We start from the raw sequence: 19,220 nt of genomic DNA, 5'->3' as shown, positions 1-19,220 counted from the left end.
AGCAACGTACAGCAGGAAAGCGGCGTGGCGGACCGGCATGCGCCACACCGTACTGCAATCCGTATCACCACGGCGGGCACCGGCGACGGCGTCCGCGCGGGCATGCCGGCCCCTGAAGCAGTTGCGGCTGCACGAACGGACAGCGAATGGATGTAACCACTCTCTACCAACATCTTTTCAGCGCGGCGCACCGGCTCTATGCCCTGGAAGGCGAAGGCGCGCTCGGCGAACTGGCCGTTGAAGCCTGGATCGGCCGCGAAGGCGTTTCGGCACTGGCAGAGTCGCGCATCGTTGCGGTCAGCGCCAACGCCGATATCGCACTGGAGAGCCTGCTGGGCCAACGCGTTACGCTGCTGACCACGCTCGCGGGTGGTGGCCAGTCGCGCCGCACCGGCCTGATCCGTCAGGCCGAGAAGCTCGGCGCCGACGGTAGTCTGGCACGCTATCGCCTGACGATGGTGCCCTGGCTATGGCTGACCACGCAGCAACGCAACAGCCAGGTGTTCCAGAATCGCAAGCTCGACAGCATCATCGAGACCATCCTGCAACCCTATGCGCCGCACGCGCAATGGCGCTACGCGGCGGGCGCGGAAGCGCGCATCGCTGCCTTCGGCGAGCGCGCCCACGTCGCGCAGTTCCGCGAGACCGACTATCACTTCCTCTCGCGCCTGCTGGCCGAGGCCGGGCTGGGTTATACCGTCGTGGAAGACGAGGAAGCGCCGAGCGGGCATGCGGTGGTGATCTTTGCCGACAGCGCGCAATTGCCGGAAGACGAAGAATCCGCAGCAGATGGCGGCATCCGCTTCCATCGCGCGCACAGCCAGGAATCGGCCGATGCCATCCAGCAACTGGTGTGCGAGAGCCGGGCGACGGTCGGCGGTGTGGCGGTCACCGCATGGGACCCGGAAGCGAAGCGTGCCATCCGCGGCCATGCCCCGGCACGATCCGGCGGCAACATGGGGCGCATCGCAAGTCCGGACCCGTACCTCTCTGTCAGCTTCTCGCTGGCGCCGGACGCGGCCAGCGCACAACGGGTTGCCGAACAGGTGATCGAAGCCGTTGAAGCCCGTGCATTGCTGTTCACCGGCCGTGCGTCGGTACGCACGCTGCGCAGCGGTACGCGCCTGACTGTCACCGGCTGTCCGCACCTGCCGCCGCAGGAAGATGCTGCGGCAGGCTATCCGCTGCTGCTCGCTGCGGTGGAGCACTGCGGCATCAACAACCTGGCCGCCGACACGCGCGCCGCGCTGGCCGATCGCATGGGTCCGCTCGAGGCAGCCTTGTGCTTCGACTCACCGCCGCCGGCACCCGACGCCGCGGAGGCAACCCCCGGCCTGCTGGGCGTGTTGCCCGATCACGCGCCAGTGCGCCTGGCTCCCACGCAAGCATTGCAGAGTGCGGCACGCGAACAGGGCTACGCCGCCATCTTCCGCGCTATCGACGCTCGCCGTCCCTGGCGCGCCTGCGTCCTCGACGTCGATTGTCCACGTCTGTATAGCCGGTCCAGCCCGCTGGGAGTACATAGCGCGATCGTCGTCGGTCCCGACGGCCAGTCCCAGCCCGAGGGCAACGCCGAACACCATGCCAGCCCCGCCGGAGAAATCCGCGTGCGCTTCCATTGGCAGCGCGGCGAGCGCGCCGACGACCGCAGCAGCCGCTGGATACGCGTGGCACAGCGCCAGGCCGGCGCAGGGATGGGCTGGCAGTGGCTGCCGCGCATCGGCCAGGAAGTGCTGATCAAGTTCGCCGACGACGACATCGACCAGCCTTTCGTCATCGGTGCGCTGTACAACGGCCAGGGCGAAGCGGGCCACGCGCCCACGCCCGGCGGCAAGAGCGCCGCGGCTGGCAGCGACAGTCAATCCCTCTACGCTCAGGGCACGGACAGCGCCCCCAGCGCGCAAGGCAATCTCGCCGGTGGCAACAGCCCCGCCTGGCACGGCCTGGGCGCGCAACCCGACGGTCACCGCAATGCCGCGGCGCTGACGGGTTTCAAGAGCCAGGAACACGGCGGCAAGGGCTACAACCAGCTGGTGCTGGACGACAGCGACAGCCAGCTGCGCACGCAACTGGCGACCACGTTGCAGTCGACCCAGCTCAACCTGGGCCACCTCATCCACCAGCTAGACAACCGCCGCGGCAGCTTCCGTGGACAGGGCTTCGAGCTGCGCACCGACGGCCACGCCGCCGTGCGCGGCCAGGCCGGCTTGCTGCTGACGACCTACCGCGACGCCGCCACGGGCAAGGCCCTGCCCACCGGAGACAACGCCGCGGGCATCGCGCTGCTGCGTCAGGCGGGTGACCTCGTCAGGACCCTGAGCCAGGGTGCGACCACCCACCAGGCCCAGGCGCTGTCTACCGGCAAGGATGACGAAGCGCCATTGCCGAAGCAGACCCGGGCCGCTTCGGGCATGGTCGATGGGCAAGCGCTGGAAGCGGCAAAGGATGACGCGTCCAGCGGCAACACCACCACCAGCGGCAAAGTCCCGCACCAGGCCGCCGCAATGGTTCACCTGAACGGCCGTGCCGGGCTGACCATGGTTGCCGGCCAGGACTTGCAACTGGCCAACGGGGAAAGCGTGGCACTGGCCAGCGGCCTGGACAGCAACTTCGCGGTTGCCGGCCAGGCGCGCGTCCATACGGGGCAGGCAATCGGCGTGGCCGCGGGGTTGTCGGGGGCGGGAGATAACAACATTGGCCTGCAGCTAACGGCGGGCCAGGATGATATCGATATCCAGGCGCAGCATGATCTGCTGAAGCTGGCGGCGAGGGATGATCTGACCGTGGTCTCGGCCAATATGAACGTGGATTTTGCCGCGGCGAAGCGAATCCGTATTGCCACCGCCGGCGGGGCTTCGATCTTGATCGAGGGCGGGAATATTACGGTGGAGTGTCCGGGGGCGATTACTTATAAGGCGGCGCAGAGGAAGTTTGAGGGGGCGGTGAATTATGCCTACCCGCTCCCGGAGTTTCCCCAAGCCCCGATGCCGTACAAGCCCATGGAGTTCCGCATGCGCCTGGCAAATACGCCGGGTGAAGGCGGGCACGCCCTGGCACATGCGCCTTGGAAGATTGCTGTCGGGGAGGCGCCGCTGGGTCTCGGCATGGTGGGTGACGACGAGTTGGTGGCACATGGCGTCACCGATGCTGACGGTAACGTGACGCTCAGCCAGGCCCAGCAGGAAGCCCTGGCGCGCGCCTATTGTGCCAGTCCGGCAAACACATGGCTGGTATATCCCGGCCAGACCGTACGCGTTCACGTTGCCGAGCAGGACCCATCGTGGACTGATACCGAGGCAGCACGCCACGCACTCAATGCCGGTGACTTCAGCGGTGGACTGCCGCAATCCATGTCGGACGACAATACGCAGCAACGGCTACGCTACGCGCGCGATGCGCTCGCCGCCGGGTCGTCTAATCAGATCTACAAAAAAACTCAGTAAATAAGAAGCTATGGGTGCGCCAGACAAGCAGGTGTATCAGATCCTTGGTGAAGACCAGAAGGCCGCAAAGACGGCGACTTCTGCGCCCGGCTGCTTCGTGCACGGCAAGGATGTCTTCTCCGAGCCCTTGAAGGGCAATGCGGTGCAATTCTTTGTCACGGGCACTGAGTATTTCGACAACGTTGCGGCGGCGATCGAGGGTGCGCGGTCCAGTGTTTTCATCACCGGCTGGCAGGTGAATTTCGATGTCGTGCTGACCGGCAAGAAGACGCTCTGGACATGCCTGCGTACCGCGGTCAGGAACGGGGCCAGTGTCTATGTCATGCCATGGATGTCTCCCAAGGTTGGTGTAGACACCGGAGATCTGGAAACTGCGCTAACGGTGATCCAGCTCAACGCCGGTCTGCCGGCGCCCCGGGCGTTCGTCCTGCCGGCAGTTTCGCAGTGCGATCAGCCTGGCGCCTTGGGCATTGCCTTCTCGCATCACCAGAAACTGGTGGTCATCGATAACAAGTTTGCTTTCGTGGGCGGCATCGACCTTGCCTACGGCAGGCGGGACGATGGCAAGTATTCGCTCAAGGCAGAGGGGCGGCAGGGCAGCGAGTTCTATAACAGTTGCGTGCCGCCGATCCATAGCCTCAGCAGCGTAGAACAAACGGCATACCTGACACGCGCCGAACTGGTGGCCGCTTGCTTCGACAACAAGGCCGGCCGTGCGGCGCAATTCCTGCTTTCCGCACCAATGAAGCCGCTGGCGGGGGCGATGGACGTGTACTCCGCTGCAAGCGACAAGGTCAAGGACGTCAACAAGCAGATCTCTGACTGGTGGGTAACCAGCGACGTCGTACCGGAATTCGTGCGAAAGGCCCAGGACAAGGTCATCGACGTGGCGCAGGAAACCGCAGCCGATGCAAGCAAATGGGCCTATCAGCAGCTGGGCGCCACCCTGCAGACCAAGGTGGAAAAATTGCGGGAATACGGCGGCGCGCAATTGGCCGATGTAACCACCGCCCTCATGGCGTGGCTGAATGGCGCCACCCTCGACAGCTTGCCTCCCAGCCTGCTGCAAAATACAGCGGATACGATCCAGGCCTTTGTCATGCGCCTGGTGCTCGCCCTGCAGGCGGAAGGCAGCCAGCGCAAGCAGTGCTACGCGAACCTGGAAAAGCTCGGTAAGCTCTTGCCAGCCGGCGGAAGATGCCCGGACAGCAACGTACAGCCCCGCATGCCCTGGCATGACGTACATTGCCGAATCGAAGGGCCATCGGTTTATGACCTGAGCCGCAATTTTGTTCGACGCTGGAATGGCGTGGCCCTGCAGTATGAGCGCAGCGATGGCAGAACGGTCGACGCGCTGCTGCGGCAACTCGGCATCACGGCCCGTCTGAAGGCGCCCCGCATTGGGGCTGCACACCGGCCTGTCCGATCCAAGACCCTTCCAGGGTCATGCTGGGTCCAGGTCCTACGAAGCGCCCCGAAGAAGATGCGGGTGGCTGAAGCTGCGGGTGAGGCGGATAAGACTACGCCGAGCGTTGCGGAAAGCAGCTGCCTGAGCGCAATGCTGAAGAACATCGAAGGCGCGTCGCATTTTATCTATATCGAGGGTCAGTTTTTTCAGTCCGATTATGGCAGCACGATGATCGGGGACGCGGAGGCGGACGGCGGTGCCCCTGTTTCAGGACCGATGCATGCGTTGATGGACGTCAAGGGCTCACCGGGATATCGGAAATATGCAGCGCAACTTGGCATACTTGGCGTGCCGCCTGAGCAGATTCACAAGTCCCTCAAGTGGAGCCAGATCGACGATGTCCAGCGGGATATCAAGGGAGGCGGTGCAGATTTCGTCAATGACCTGAAGCGGGTCATGGCCACGCAAGCCCAAATTGCCGGATTTGCTGCACTGGGACCGTCTCAAAAGTCCCTGAAGAATCCGATTTGCAAGGCGTTGGGTGATCGTATTACGCGTGCCATTTACGATGGCAAGCCGTTCCATGTCTACATGGTGCTGCCTGTGCATCCGGAAGGGACACTGGACACGATCAACATCATGACGCAGCAGCATCTGACGATGCAGTCGCTGGTGTTTGGCAGTCACAGTCTGGTGAATCGGATCCGACGCGCGCTGTTGGCGATGAAGTATGTGCGTGAGCGGAAGATGGAGGTGAAGAGGGCGAGGGATGTGGCAAATGAGGTAAAGACCAATGTGCTCGATGAGAAGATTCGGCAGATTGAATGGGAACAATACCTGACACTGCTCAACTTGCGTAATTGGGACGTCTTGAACAATAGGCCTGTGACCGAACAGATATATGTTCACAGCAAGTTGTTAATTGCCGATGACCGCGTAGTGGTTCTTGGTAGTGCAAATATTAACGACCGAAGCCAGCTCGGAGACCGAGATTCGGAGTTAGCTGTCATCATTCATGACGACGAACCAGCATCAGCCCAACTAGACGGCCGGCATATGCAACCGGTCGGAACGCTCGCAAAAAATCTGCGTAAGGCATTGTGGAGGAAGCACTTTGGACTGATGGGTGGTGCTGCGCCAGCCGGAAAGCTCGATACACCAACCATACTTGATACGCCTGCTAATCGAGAAACTTGGCAAGCTATCAAAACTTTGGCCACGGCAAATTCTGAAGCATACGCAAATGCCTTCCCCTATTTGGCCAAACCTCGAAATCAGAGTTCAATATGGGCCACATGGGATAGTGACGAAGGCGTACTCAAAGGCTACATGCCCTTCAATGAGCGGTTCTGGCGGGCAGACCAGCCGCGCGATCAGTGCTTCACTTGGGATGCTAAACAGCGTTTGCCAGAGCAAAGGCCGGCTGGAATTCGAGGATTTATTGTTGCCTTGCCGCTCCTGTGGACGTTTGGCGAGAACAACGATTCAAAGATGAATCTAATTACGTTAGCGAATGTGGACCTTGACGAAGGGATGGACCGCGCGCGGCAGACTGCGGTGGTAGCTCTTCCAAAATCGGATAGAGCCAACACGTAAATTTGAGTTAGGATTTTCATTGATGGGTAGACGAAAAGAAAAGCAGACCTTAAGCCGAATAGCTTGCCTTTGTGCTGTTATAGCATTGTTAGCCTGTGGCCAGAGCGGTCAAGCCGGGGAGCCGAAGACTACATTAGGCATAGACCGCTTCGGTAAACGTGTGGAAATACCGAACCCCAGCCGTGAAGATCGACTAACTGCCTTGGCGCCGACGCATGTTAAGCCCGCTGACTATAGGTCAGAATGCCTGGGGCGACTGATGTTTGACACCTCAGAGAAGATGTCATTGGAATGGGCGATTCCGTCCAACACCAGTAAAAATGGATCTTTTGAGGGGCTCTTTCAGCATTTCGATAACGGCACAGGTAAAGGGAGAATTCAAATAGAAACCAGGCAACTGAATACTGTATTCGCGGTGTATGGCCCTTTGAATCCGATGTTGCGTGAGGAGTTTTTGAATTATAGGGAGGAAATGAATGCCGCGGCGCTCAGCGGGCTGCGTCGTGCGCTAGAGTTGCAGAAGGAAACAGAAGAAATGTATCAAAGGCGACCGGAGCTCCTCGATCCTGAGATCAAGGATCAGGTAGCTGACGAGAGAGCAAGGCTCGAAAAAGAGCTTGCAGATATCAAGTCCGGCCAACATCGAAAAGTGATCGACTTACGCCGCCCTAATAGCGCAGCGTTTCGAGCCAATCTTAAAGCGGCTAAGCCCTACATCCGCGGCGCAATTGTGTTGGGCAACCACATTGTTGCCTTTCAATCGATGTTGAGAGGCTTTGAAAACTATATTGAGCCCACGGAAGATCAATGGCAAATCGCCGAGAATGCTCTGCGCGAGCTGATTAGCCAACTCCAACCCCGTGAGATCTACGAGATCCCCAAGGACCGGGGTTTCTGCCTACCCTATGCGTTCTTGCGCGACGACGGTACCTATGGCAACAAGATCTCCACGTCGTTCCGCTTTGCCGACAGCCCGGCAGTTATCTACACGCTCAGCGTCGCGTCGATTCCCGGCGGTGGGGCATCGGAAACTACGATACTGAATGCGACCGGCCGCTCGTCTACCGGGATCCTGAGCCAACTCCCTGAGAACACCGCAGTGAAGCAACGCTTGGGTCCGCGTCCTGCCAAGATCGGTGCATTGACCTCGGAGCAGGGCGGGATCGTGGTGGAAGCCAAGCGTCCAGGCCAGCCGCCGCGGGAGGGCTTTCACGTGTACACCGGATACGCGGGGTGGGCGGGCTCGCAGATCTTGCCGACTATTGAGGTGACGATGGAGTCTGCAGCGCGTGCTGCCTACCCCAAGCTGACGATGGATGCACCGCCCTATGAGCAGGCCCGGCCGCGGCTGGATGCATTGCTCAAGAGCATTCGGTTGCGGCCGACGACGCCGCCGATGCCGGAGTTGGTCGGCATCCAGTAGTGTGGTGACAAAGTTGCGAAGTCACGAAATGGCAATGGGTCAAGCATCGAAGCCCAAGCGCGCATGGCATTTTAGCCTGGTTTGCCTAGTGGCCATGACAATGACTGCGTGCGGGCAAAGCGAACAGGGGCACGAACCCAAGACCACGATGAGTACTGATCGTTTCGGCAATCGTGTAGAGATACCAAGGCCCAGCCGAGAAGATCGCATGCAAGCCACTGCACCAAGCTATTCGACGCCGAACGGTAGCCATACAGAGTGTTTTGGTCGCCAAATTGTTGACATACCAAGTGAGTCGACCTTTTACTGGGCGATCCTTTCGAAGGCCAGCGATGGCGGGTTCGAAAATTTGTCTCAACGCTTCAATGATAGAACAGGTCGGGGAAATATTGAGATTGAAACCAAGGAATTGCTAACACAGTTCGCAGTATATGGCCCTATTACAGAGGAGTTGCGCAAGTTTTTTTTTTCATACAGGGCCAATAGTAATGAGGCGCTACTGCGTAACCTCGGCCGCGCTCTTAAGGTATTGCAAGAAAGGGAGAAACTCTTTCGACAAAATCCTCCTGGCCCTAATACGATGGCTAATCTCGGCGCTGAGATCGCAGCTACAAAAAAAAGCATTGCGGATCTTAAAGCAGATCAATACCGAAAATCGATTGACCTTGGCCGCGCCGACAGTCTGGCGTTTCGGGCCGAACTCAAGGCCGCTAAGCCATACTTGCACGGTGCGGTCGTGTTGGGCGAGCACATTGTGGCATTCCAGTCAATGCTGAGAGGTTTTGAGAACTATGTTGAGCCGACCGAAGCGCAATGGGTAGCGGCAGAGAGCGCCATACGTAAACTAATCAATCAACTCGAACCCCGCGGCCTCTACGAGATTCCCAAGGACCGAGGCTTCTGCCTGCCCTATGCCTTCCTGCGCGACGACGGCACCTATGGCAACAAGATCTCCACGTCGTTCCGCTTTGCCGACAGCCCGGCAGTTATCTACACGCTCAGCGTCGCGTCGATTCCCGGCGGTGGGGCATCGGAAACTACGATACTGAATGCGACCGGCCGCTCGTCTACCGGGATCCTGAGCCAACTCCCTGAGAACACCACAGTGAAGCAACGTTTGGGTCCGCGTCCCTCCAAGATCGGTGCATTGACCTCAGAGCAAGGCGGTATCGTGGTGGAAACCAAGCGTCAAGGCCATCCGCCGCTGGAGGGCTATCACGTCTACACGGGATACGCTGGATGGGCGGGATCACAAATCTTGCCGACCATCGAGGTGACGATGGAATCTGCAGCGCGTGCTGCCTACCCCAGACTGGCGACCGACGCCCCACCCTATGAGCAAGCCCGGCCGCGGCTGGATGCCTTGCTTAAGAGCATTCGGCTGCGGCCGACGACGCCGCCGATGCCGGAGTTGGTCGGCATCCAGTAGTGTGGGGATCAAGTTGCGAATTCCAGAAATGGCAACGGCATTGAAGCCGAAGCGCACATGGCATTTCGGCCTCGTATGCCTGGCGGCCATAACGACGGCTGCGTGCGGGCAAAGCGGACCGGCGCATGAACCCAAGACCACGATGGGCCCTGATCGTTTCGGCAATCGAGTAGAGATACCAAGCCCCAGTCGACAAGATCGCATGCAAGCCACTGGAAATTTTTTGTGCATATGGAAATATCTTTTCGCCTACTTCGAAATATCCGGGCCCGAGCAGCGCGGGAAATATGCAGTTTGTCTTAAAGCCATGGATTTGAATTTGGTCCGAAATCCTAGCGCGGCGATAAAAGCTAAGGTCCAGGTCATAACGCTTCTGTGCATCTTGCTCGCTGCTTGCGGGCAAAATAATGAGCATGCTCTCGCGGAGCCAGTAGTGAAGGAGGGCGGACGAGCGAGTCATGCCAACAAAGTTCAGCTTAATTCAGTCGGTAAGGAATCCGTGAGAAAATTTTCTCCGTACGGCGAATGTCTCGGGCGATGGACTTTTAATGCAGTTGGTACGAAAGGTTTAGAATGGGCTGTGCCTACGAGCTTCGGGAAGGAGGATCCCTTCGATTATCTATACGGCCATTTCGATGATGGGACGGGGAGAGGAAGTATAGAATTCGTGAGCAAGGGCTTGCGCATTTCAATGGCAATCCTTGGTCCTACTACGACCGCGTTGCGTCAAAGTATATTGGATTATCGGGATCGTATGAATTCCCACTCCCTTGCTGGATTTCAACGTCAGCTTGAAGATCAGTTGGAAGAAGAAAGATTGATTCGGCGCAATAAAACTCTTGCCACCGATGAAACTATCGCCGCGATGAAGGCAGAAAGAAGGGCGACCGAGCAGAGTATTGCTGAGATCAAGGCGGGTCGATATCAATCGAAAATCGAACTTGGGGTGCCAAATGCGACTGCATTCCGATCGGACACCAAAGCGAGCAATACATTTATCCGAGGCGCGGTAGCCTTAGATGGCCACATTGCAGTTTTTAAGGCGATGTTATTGGGGCTCACTGATCCAACTACCCCAAATGACGCTGAATGGGTAGAGGCTGAGGCATCGATCAAAGACCTGGTCAGCCGTCTGCGAGGACGTCAACTACATGAGATTCCGCGAGAGCATGGATTATGTTTGCCTCATGCTTTTATTAAGGATGACGGGCAAACTGCGCACAAAATCTCTGCTTCGTTCCGATTTGCAGAATATCCCGCGCTGATCTATACCGCTAACTTTGAAACAATACCGGTGGGGCAGGGTTCGCTGGGCACGATGATCAAGGCTGGTGGGCGTTCGGCTACGGGATTATTTTCTAGTCTTCCCGATGGGGTGTCGGTAACGCAGCGACTTGGCCCTCGTTCGGCAAAAATCGGCGCGTTGTCCGCCGAGCAGGGCGGGATCGTAATGGAGTCGAGAGAAGCTGGGAATACGAGGGAAGGCTATTATGTCTATACCGGCTACGCTGGCCGCCCGGGCTCTCAATTGCTTCCAGGAATCGAGGTGGAAATGGAGTCCGTGTGGCGGTCGCGTTACCCTAAGCTTCAGGCCGACCCGCCACCGTATCGAGAGGCACGGTCCCGCTACGATGCTCTTCTTAAGAGCTTTCACATTCGTTCTACTTACCAGTCGACGCCGGAAGCCGAATTACCCCGCGATGGCAGGGGTGGCGGTGGTAGTTGAATAATACATCATAAAAAAATGAAGGAAGTTGAAGCGAACTAGCGAGATCGCACTTTCTTTGCGTAGGCAGCAAATGGCAATGACGATCTGCTATATGCATTTTAAGAAGGGATTCTGGCGGGCTCCAGACGGAAAAACTTATGGCGAATGCGATCTTCGGTTGGGTTAGGTTGATCGTGATAATCTGTTGTTCCTTTCTGTCAATATTTGTTTTGGGCTGCGCGGAACGGGCTGACACCTTTGGGGCGGAAGTTCTCGGATATAACCATACCGATCAATTTATTGCGGCGTTTACTATCAACGGCGCATACATGGGCCGAAGTCCGTCACATGGGCAGAGCGAAGCAATATGCTGCATCAAGATTCCATCAAAATGGAACTCAAAACTGGAGGTTGAAGTAAGTTGGACGAAGGATGATCGGTCGAATGAATTTTGGAAAAGTAAAGTTATAAAAATTCCATATTATGCGTCGACGGGTCATCTCGCGGTGCATTTTTTTCCTCACGAAGAGGTCAGGGTTATAGTCAGTGAGGTATATGTTGGTCATGAGCGATATCCCTTTCCATCTCCGTTTTTAAGGGAAGACAAATAAGGTTATTTTTCTGGTAGCTATTTTAGCAAATTGTTTTTAATTTTTCGGCTGGGATCGATCCTGCCATGGCGACGTTTCCAACTAATTTGTTCGTACGCAAATGGCGTACCCTGGGCGTGGGCCTGACGATCTCAATGCTTGCCGCCTGCGGCCCGCAAGACATCGGTGTCAATGTCGTTGGATATAACCATACCGCGCGGGATATTGGTCACTTCACTGTGAATGGTCGTGGAGGCAGCTTTGTTGCTGCCCATGAAGGCGGCGGAAAGTTCGCGTGCTGCGTTTCTGTCCCGCACCCGTGGAAACCCGGATTAACCGCGACAGTAGGTTGGACAGATGAGTACGACCAAAATTATCAAGAACGCATAGTGCCCGTACCGCGCTACGACAAAATTGGAGACGTTGCCGTCCATTTTTTGAGAAACGGGGAAGTAAAACTGTTTGTCACCATGTACGCGTTATGGCACCCGGACTACCCTTTGAAGGGCCCGGATGCCCAACTCGCGCCTGGTCGAGAGGTCACAGGGCCTTTCGGACGAGCAAAAAGCATTTCGAACTGAAGAGAGCGTCACAATGCGCGAAGTGGGCGCTTCTCGCCCACGAGCTGCCGCTGATTTTTTCCTCCGCGGCTACAACGCCACATTTACCCGCGACCTGACCGCTGCGAAGGGCTGACCCACCCGAGCCTGTACAGCGCGTTCGGCGACAGGCGTTCGCTATTCTTGTCGGCGCTAGACGGCCATCTCGACAGTACGGTGCGGGCATGGCGCGGCTGGAAGCATCCTTGCGGCCACCGCCAGCGATTTCGGCCAATTTTTCCGAGCGATCGAGCGATCGCTTGCCGAGCCCATGCACCGTGGTCCAGTCTCTGCGCCGCCGCCGTGCGCCATCCCCGCAGCACCGCTGAGCATCCGCGCTTCCTATTGGGTGCGGAGCGCTGTAGGCGGTCGTAAGCCACTGCCTGCAGCAACCCCTGCGTCGCCTAGAATCAGGATTCCTGCCCTCCAGGCCAGCAAAATTCCCGCAAGGAGCACTCCGCATGAGCCAACTGTTCGAGCCGCTAGCCATCGGCGACCTCACCCTCGCCAACCGCATCACCATCGCGCCGATGTGCCAGTATTCCGCGCAGGACGGCAATGCCGGGGACTGGCACATGATCCATCTGGGTTCGCTGGCGCTGTCGGGTGCGGGCATGCTGATCGTGGAGGCTACGGCGGTTTCTGCGGAAGGGCGGATCACGCCGCATGACCTGGGCTTGTATTCCGACGATAACGAGGCGGCGCTGGGCCGCGTGATCAACGCGATGCGCGCGCATTCGCCGATTGCGATCGCGATCCAGCTGGGACACGCCGGCCGCAAGGCGTCGAGCCAGGCGCCCTGGGATGGCGGCCAGCAAATTGCCCCCGATGCAGCCGGTGGCTGGCATACGGTGGCACCTTCTGCGGTGCCGCACGGCGCTACGGAAGTCGCGCCCGTTGCGCTGGATCGCGCAGCCATGGACAAGGTGCGCGATGACTTTGTCGCCGCGGCCAGGCGCGCGGCGCGGCTGGGACTGGATGGTATCGAAATCCATGCCGCGCACGGCTACCTGCTGCATCAGTTCCTGTCGCCGCTGGCCAACCATCGCGACGACGAATACGGCGGCAGACTGGAGAACCGCATGCGCTTTCCCATCGAAGTGTTCGATGCGGTGCGCGAGGCGTTTCCGGCCGAGCGGCCGGTGTGGATGCGCATCTCGGCGACCGACTGGGTGCCGGGAGGATGGGATATCGATGGCACAGTAGCCTTGTCGAAGGCGCTGAAGGCGCGCGGTTGCGCGGCGATCCACGTGACCACCGGTGGGGTCTCACCGCAGCAGGCGATCAAGCTCGGGCCCGGATACCAGGTGCCCTACGCGCAGCGGGTGAAGGCTGAGGTGGGCCTGCCGACGATTGCAGTGGGCCTGATCACCGAGCCGGAACAGGCCGAAGCCATCATCGCCAACCAGGAGGCCGATGCGGTATCGCTGGCGCGTGCCATGCTGTATGACCCCCGCTGGCCCTGGCACGCGGCGGCGCGCCTCGGCGCGAGCGTGCAGGCGCCTAAGCAATACTGGCGTTCGCAGCCGCGCGAGTTGAAGGACCTGTTCGCCGGTGCGGCGTTTGGGCAGCGCTAGGCGATCGATGATAGTGGAGGACTGCCATGAAACCGAGGATTACGCTGATTACGCTGGGTGTCGATGACTTGCAGCGTGCGGTGCGCTTTTATCGCGACGGCCTTGGATTGCCTACTGCGGGCATTGTCGGCGAACAGTTCGAACACGGCGCGGTGGCGTTCTTTGACCTGCAGGCTGGCCTCAAGCTGGCGCTATGGCCACGCGCCAGCCTGGCGCATGACGCCGGACTGCAGGTAACGTCGCGCGCGCTGACCGATTTCTCGCTGGCCCATAACGTCGCCAACAAGGCCGAGGTCGATGCGGTGATGGCGCAGGCACTGGCCGCGGGGGCAAGCGTGGTCAAGCCGGCACAGGACACCTTCTGGGGTGGATATGCCGGCTACTTCCACGATCTGGACGGACATCTGTGGGAAATCGCCTGGAACCCCGAGATGCTGCCGGCCGATTGACCCTGACCACGCACCGCTGCTGGTGCAGCGCCGCAAAGGGATTTCCATAATTGCCACGCTCCGTCGAAGTGGTGACTATCCTTTGAACAGACAGCCATAGCATGCTGTCGACGGAGCGCCCCCACGCAGTTCCGCAATACCCCCACGCATCAGCCCCGTCGGCAGACCACCGAAGTAAAGCAATAAGAACAATGGCAAGGGAGACGTCCATGCAAGTCTATGACAGCCTGCTGTATGTGACTGCGATGGTGCTGGTGTGTTTGTATGTGTATCTGGGCGTGCTGTCCCGCAGCACGGCGATCCGCCTGGGTTCCCCGGCGATCGTGGCGGGGCTGGTGCTGGCCTATTCGCTGTCGCCGCTGCATTCGGGCGGCTGATGGCCCTGACCCCGGCGTGACCGGGGCGTAGTTCACTTCGTGACCGCCGCCTGGCGGTCCGCAGCGTTGCTGACCTCTGCCGGGAACTCGCGCAGCAGGGTGTCGATGGCCGCCTGCAATTCCTGCGGTATCACCGGTTTGTGCAGCAATGCGGTACCGGTCGCGTGCGCGGTGCGCAGGCGGTCGGCCGCGGTATCCCCCGTGATGATGATGGCCGGCACGTGGCGGCCCAGCCGCTGCCGGATCGCGTCCAGCGCCTGCTGGCCGGTGCGGTGTCCGCGCAGGCGGTAATCCGCAAGCACCAGCTTGGGCGTGAATTCCGCCAGCGCTGCCAGGGCCTGTTCTTCCGATTCGACCGTGCGGCATTCGCAGCGCCAGGCCGACAGCAGTTCGGACATCGCGCTGCGGATGGCCTCGTCATCGTCGATCACCAGCACGCGCAGCCCGTCGAGGGCGCGCGCCGGCGGCGGCGGGCTCTCTTCGGGCGACTCCCAGGCCTGCGGCATGCCGAAGCGAAACACTGAGCCACGCCCGGGGCTGGACGCGAGCGTCACGCGCGTCTGCATGGTGCGCGCCAGGCCCTCGACGATGGCCAGTCCCAGCCCGAGCCCCTTGCGCTGATCGCGTTCCGGATTGCCCAGCTGGTGGAATTCCCGAAAGATCTCGCGGTGCTGGGCGGCGGGGATGCCGATGCCGGTGTCCCAGACTTCGATCGTCGCGCGCGCGCCGCGCTTGCGGCAGGCCACCAGCACGCCGCCGCGTTGCGTATAGCGGATGGCATTGGCAATCAGGTTGCGCAACACCAGTTCGGCCAGGGTGGGATCGCCATGCAGCGTGACGGTGGTATCGCGGGTGCGATACACCAGCCCGCGCGCCTCCGCCTGCGGCGCGAACTCGTTCTCCAGCTTGTGCAGCAGCGGCTGCAGGCGGAACGCGCGCGCGCGCGCCGTGATCACGCCGGCCTCGAGCTTGGAGAAGTCCAGCAGCGAGTTCAGCATCTCGCGCGCGGCGCCGGAAGAGGCCTCGATATGCGCCAGCAGCTGGCGCTGGCGTTCATCCAGGCGGGTGCGGCCCAGCGATACCAGGAACAGCCCCATCGCGTGCAGCGGCTGGCGCAGGTCATGGCTGGCGGAGGCCAGGAACACCGATTTGGCGCGGCTGGCTTCTTCGGCCGCGTGCTGCGCGGCCTCGGCGCGCGTGGTCTGCTCGCGCAGCTGCGAGATCAGTTCCACGTTCTCGAAACGCAGCGCGATCGATTGCCGCGCCACGCGCGCGTAGTTGCGCGCAAATACTAGCAGCACGCACAGGTACAGCGGCGTGGCGAGGAACATCGGCAGATATTCGATATCGCCGGTAGCGAGGAACGCGATCCAGACCGGCACGATCGCCGGCACGAAGAAACCGATCGCCACGGGCAGGCATGCCGAGAATACCGCCAGCGCCGCCGCGCTCATGCCGGCGATCAGCGACAGGATGCAGATCACCACCGCCGGCATGCGCACGTCCAGGTATAGCCATGCCACCAGTCCCCACAGCGTGCCGATCAGCATCAGCATGGCGGTCATGCCGCGCGCATAGCGCGCCGCACCGGCTTCGGTCAGCCGCCCGGGCAGCCGCAGCCGCCCGAAGTACGCCACGGCGCAAACCAGCACCATCGCGCCGGCCCAGGGCAGGGCGCCGGGGCGGTCCCAGTTCAGGACCAGCCCCGCCGCCAGGAAGATCGCTGCCAGCGAAGAGCCTGCCATCGCGCAACCGAAGCTCTGGTCGATCAGGCTCATCTGCGCCGCCAGAATGCGTGGCGCATCGTAGCGGGGCAGCCAGCGCAGCGGCCCGCGCGCGGGGGCGGCCGGGGCTGTGGCCTCTGCTGTCATCGCGCCGCCTGTACCAGGCCGCGCCGCTGGGCTTCGAGGATGGCTTCGACGCGGCTGACCACGCCGAGATGATCCAGGATGGCCGCGACATGGACGCGCACGGTGTTCTCGGACAGGCCCATATGGTAGGCAATGACCTTGTTCGAGCGGCCCAGCGTCAGCTGATGCAGCACCTCGAGCTGGCGCGGTGTGAGGTTGCTCGCCGCGTAGGAGGTCTGGGGCGTTGCTGCGGCATCGGCTTCGCCGGAAAAATGCGTGCCGCCGGCCAGGCAGCACGCGATTGCTTCCTCGATTTCGTTTGCGTCGGCGGACTTGGGCAAGAACCCTGCAATCTCGCGCCGCACTTCGGCCGGGATGGTGTCCAGCCCCGAAGTGCCCGACACGATCAGGATGCGCGCCGCCGGGAAATGCCGGCGCAATACCTTGACGCCCTCGATGCCGTTCAGGCCGGGCATCTGGATGTCGAGCAGCATGATGTCGACCTCCGCGCCGCCGTGGTCCTGCACCGCCTGCATGACCGAGCCGGCCTCGATGATATGGGCCACGCTCGGGCTGTCGGCCAGCACCAGGCGCAGCCCGGTGCGGAACAAGGTATGGTCGTCGATCAGCAGCAGGCGGGCGTGGGGCATTGAAGATGGCTGGTGCGAGGGGCGATCCATTGGACAAGAATCGCCGGCGCTTGTCCATGCAACCGGTGTGGGGACGCCACTAGTCCGGAAAGATTATTGGCACGCGGGAAACTCGGTGCGACGATGCCAGTCGTGGGCAGTTCCGCGACGTGCCCGCACCACTTTGTTACCCACTACCACCCGGCTGTGGGTATTTTTTTGGTGACCCCTCGTCAGGTGCCGGCGTAAAAGAAAGAAAGCCGGCGCCGCATGGCGGCACCGGCTCGACCCGCCCGGGCGCAAGTCGCCCAGGCTGGCGCTTCGCGTGGCGATTACGGGCGGTTCACCGAGATATCGTAGAACGATCCGTTCACGCCGATCCCCAGGCTCAGGCCGGTATTGCCCGGGACCATCGAGATCATCTCGGAGGCGTTGCTGGCGCGTGCACGGTAGCGCAGGCCGTTGGCCGGGTGGTTAGTCTTCCAGCTGTCCAGGCGGCTGTCTTCCAGGCGCTTGCGCGTGTAGATGCCGGTCTGCGCATCCACTGACGTTACCAGGGTCGACCACGTGCCGGCGTGCTCCAGCGTGGGCACCGTGCCGCCATACATTACCGTGTCCCAGTACGAGTTGGTCGCACCCACCACCGGCAAGGGGCGTACCACTTGCTTGGCGGCGATCATGAAGCCATCGTCGTGGGTGATAACGACCGTGACCTGACCGTCGGTGCCCTTGAATGCGTAGGCAAACTGGGAGCCGAAGCTGTCGGTGATCTTGAAGCTGCCGTCGGCGTTGGCGCTGAGCGTCGGCAGTTCTTCAGGCAGCCATGCCTCGCAGGTGTTCACGCCCGAGCAGTCGGCACCCTTGCTCAGCTTGCCCGCGGCATCGATGCTGAAGGTCACGCGGCGCGATGCGTAAGGAGTTCCGCTGTTGTCCCGCTCCATGCCGAGACCGTTCCAGTCGCCTGCCAGGTCGGCCAGGGCAACAGCCTGTGCGGGCATCAGCAGGGTGGGCAGATCACTCATCGGGCCCGCGGGCGGCACGGCCAGTGCGATGCCCGACCTGGCGACCATCACAGTGTTGGTGGTCCCGTTCGCGCCCGGCACGGTGAAGCGGCAGTCATCGTTGGCCACGGCGGTGAAGGGGACGGTCTCGTTGCCGATCTGCAGCTTGAGCGCGGCGGCGTCGAGGTCGCCGGCTTCGGCCACCGCGGAGCCCAGTCCGATCACATGGTACTTGCCGGTCTTCAGCCCCGCGCAGCTGGACGCTGCCGGCTGCAGCGCGGTCTGGACCGCCGCCGCGCCGGCATTGGAAGCCACCGCGGAGGACAGTTCGCCCAGCGTGGTCTTCGAGGCTTCCAGGCGATCGCCGAGCTGGTCCAGCAGCTTGTCCTGGGCATTGCCGGCGTTGGCGCCGTTGGCGGCCACCAGCGGATCCTTGAGCGGGTCGACGCTGGTCAGGTCCACCACGCCGGTCAGCACCAGGCGAACCGCCTCTGTGGCGCTGGTCAGGTTGCCGGAAGTCAGCTTGGCCTGCGCGGCGGCGTCGAACTGGTCGAAGAAGGCCGTGGTGCTGCCCTGCGCCAGCGACGCGGTCACCAGTTCCGTCAGCGGGGTGATGTTGGCCACGGCGGTGGTGCCGGTGCCGGCCTCGACCACTGAATGCAGCGTGGTGCCGTCAGTCGTCTTGACGCTGAGCACGCACGGGCGCGTGGCGCCATCGATGCTGAGTGTGAAGCTCCCGTCCGCGGCGGTAGTGGCCGTGCCGCTCCCCACGGCGCATTTGGCCTGGACCGTGGCATTGCCCAAAGCAGCGCCAACGGCCGCGGTGCCGCTGATCTTGGTGGCAGCGGGCGCCGTGGTCGGCGCCGAATCTCCGCCGCCGCCGCCGCAGGCCGTCAGTACGGCCGCCGCCAGACCCGTCAAAAACAGATGTTTTGTTTTCATCCCAGTTTGGATTTCTGTGGTTTTCTTGTTATGGCAGGGCGCTGCGTGGTGGAACACTGGCTCATGCAGGACCCCGCCCACGGGGCGGCTGACCCGCCCCGCGGGCGCGATTTTCCGTGAGATGCCTTATGTCGCCCAACCCGCGTTGAGGTGATTGACAAACCACGCGCGGCGTGCGGGCGGCTTACCGCCGAGGAAG

At 61.2% G+C, this 19,220-nt stretch carries 13 protein-coding genes; 10 read left to right on the top strand and 3 right to left on the bottom strand.

Annotated features, from left to right (window positions below; all coding sequences use genetic code 11):
* The first annotated feature begins 146 nt into the window (after positions 1 to 146).
* The 10 genes from GA0116996_RS14255 (at position 147) to GA0116996_RS28275 (ending at position 14,599) form a co-directional block, all read left to right on the top strand.
* Positions 147 to 3,443, top strand: a complete 3,297-nt coding sequence (locus GA0116996_RS14255; protein WP_092312566.1) for a type VI secretion system Vgr family protein — start codon at positions 147 to 149, stop codon at positions 3,441 to 3,443.
* 10 nt (positions 3,444 to 3,453) lie between these two features.
* Positions 3,454 to 6,447: a phospholipase D-like domain-containing protein gene (locus GA0116996_RS14250; protein ID WP_092312563.1), complete on the top strand. Its 2,994-nt coding sequence runs from the start codon at positions 3,454 to 3,456 to the stop codon at positions 6,445 to 6,447.
* A 259-nt stretch (positions 6,448 to 6,706) separates the two neighbouring features.
* Positions 6,707 to 7,870 carry a T6SS immunity protein Tli4 family protein gene (locus tag GA0116996_RS14245; RefSeq protein WP_244159865.1) on the top strand — a complete coding sequence of 388 codons (1,164 nt, stop codon included), beginning with the start codon at positions 6,707 to 6,709 and terminating at the stop codon, positions 7,868 to 7,870.
* A gap of 208 nt (positions 7,871 to 8,078) precedes the next feature.
* Positions 8,079 to 9,299 carry a T6SS immunity protein Tli4 family protein gene (locus GA0116996_RS14240; RefSeq protein ID WP_244159863.1) on the top strand — a complete coding sequence of 407 codons (1,221 nt, stop codon included), beginning with the start codon at positions 8,079 to 8,081 and terminating at the stop codon, positions 9,297 to 9,299.
* Positions 9,300 to 9,501: 202 nt separating this feature from the next.
* Positions 9,502 to 11,025, top strand: coding sequence for a T6SS immunity protein Tli4 family protein (locus GA0116996_RS28490; protein WP_244159862.1), 1,524 nt, complete (start codon positions 9,502 to 9,504; stop codon positions 11,023 to 11,025).
* A 140-nt stretch (positions 11,026 to 11,165) separates the two neighbouring features.
* Positions 11,166 to 11,618, top strand: a complete 453-nt coding sequence (locus GA0116996_RS14230; RefSeq protein ID WP_092312557.1) for a DUF3304 domain-containing protein — start codon at positions 11,166 to 11,168, stop codon at positions 11,616 to 11,618.
* A gap of 65 nt (positions 11,619 to 11,683) precedes the next feature.
* Positions 11,684 to 12,178, top strand: a complete 495-nt coding sequence (locus GA0116996_RS14225; protein ID WP_167355510.1) for a DUF3304 domain-containing protein — start codon at positions 11,684 to 11,686, stop codon at positions 12,176 to 12,178.
* A 479-nt stretch (positions 12,179 to 12,657) separates the two neighbouring features.
* Entirely contained in the window at positions 12,658 to 13,773 is a 1,116-nt protein-coding gene (locus GA0116996_RS14220; protein ID WP_092312551.1) for an NADH:flavin oxidoreductase/NADH oxidase, read from the top strand.
* Between the two features lie 26 nt (positions 13,774 to 13,799).
* Positions 13,800 to 14,222 (top strand): VOC family protein, encoded by a 423-nt coding sequence (locus GA0116996_RS14215; protein ID WP_092312548.1) that lies wholly within the window; start codon positions 13,800 to 13,802, stop codon positions 14,220 to 14,222.
* A gap of 209 nt (positions 14,223 to 14,431) precedes the next feature.
* Positions 14,432 to 14,599: a hypothetical protein gene (locus GA0116996_RS28275; RefSeq protein ID WP_010812488.1), complete on the top strand. Its 168-nt coding sequence runs from the start codon at positions 14,432 to 14,434 to the stop codon at positions 14,597 to 14,599.
* A 32-nt stretch (positions 14,600 to 14,631) separates the two neighbouring features.
* On the opposite strand, the gene GA0116996_RS14210 is transcribed toward GA0116996_RS28275, so the two are convergent.
* From GA0116996_RS14210 to GA0116996_RS14200, 3 genes are all read right to left on the bottom strand, one after another.
* Positions 14,632 to 16,470, bottom strand: coding sequence for an ATP-binding response regulator (locus GA0116996_RS14210; protein WP_092312545.1), 1,839 nt, complete (start codon positions 16,468 to 16,470; stop codon positions 14,632 to 14,634).
* Positions 16,467 to 17,099 (bottom strand): response regulator, encoded by a 633-nt coding sequence (locus GA0116996_RS14205; RefSeq protein ID WP_092312542.1) that lies wholly within the window; start codon positions 17,097 to 17,099, stop codon positions 16,467 to 16,469. The genes GA0116996_RS14210 and GA0116996_RS14205 overlap by 4 nt, the downstream gene beginning before the upstream one ends.
* Before the next feature lie 311 nt (positions 17,100 to 17,410).
* On the bottom strand, positions 17,411 to 19,021 hold the full coding sequence (locus GA0116996_RS14200; protein WP_092312539.1) for a hypothetical protein: 1,611 nt from the start codon (positions 19,019 to 19,021) through the stop codon (positions 17,411 to 17,413).
* Positions 19,022 to 19,220 lie beyond the last annotated feature (199 nt).

It is taken from the genome of Cupriavidus alkaliphilus (genome assembly GCF_900094595.1).
Taxonomy (GTDB): Bacteria; Pseudomonadota; Gammaproteobacteria; order Burkholderiales; family Burkholderiaceae; genus Cupriavidus; species Cupriavidus alkaliphilus.
This window is presented reverse-complemented; position numbering and strand designations above follow the sequence as displayed.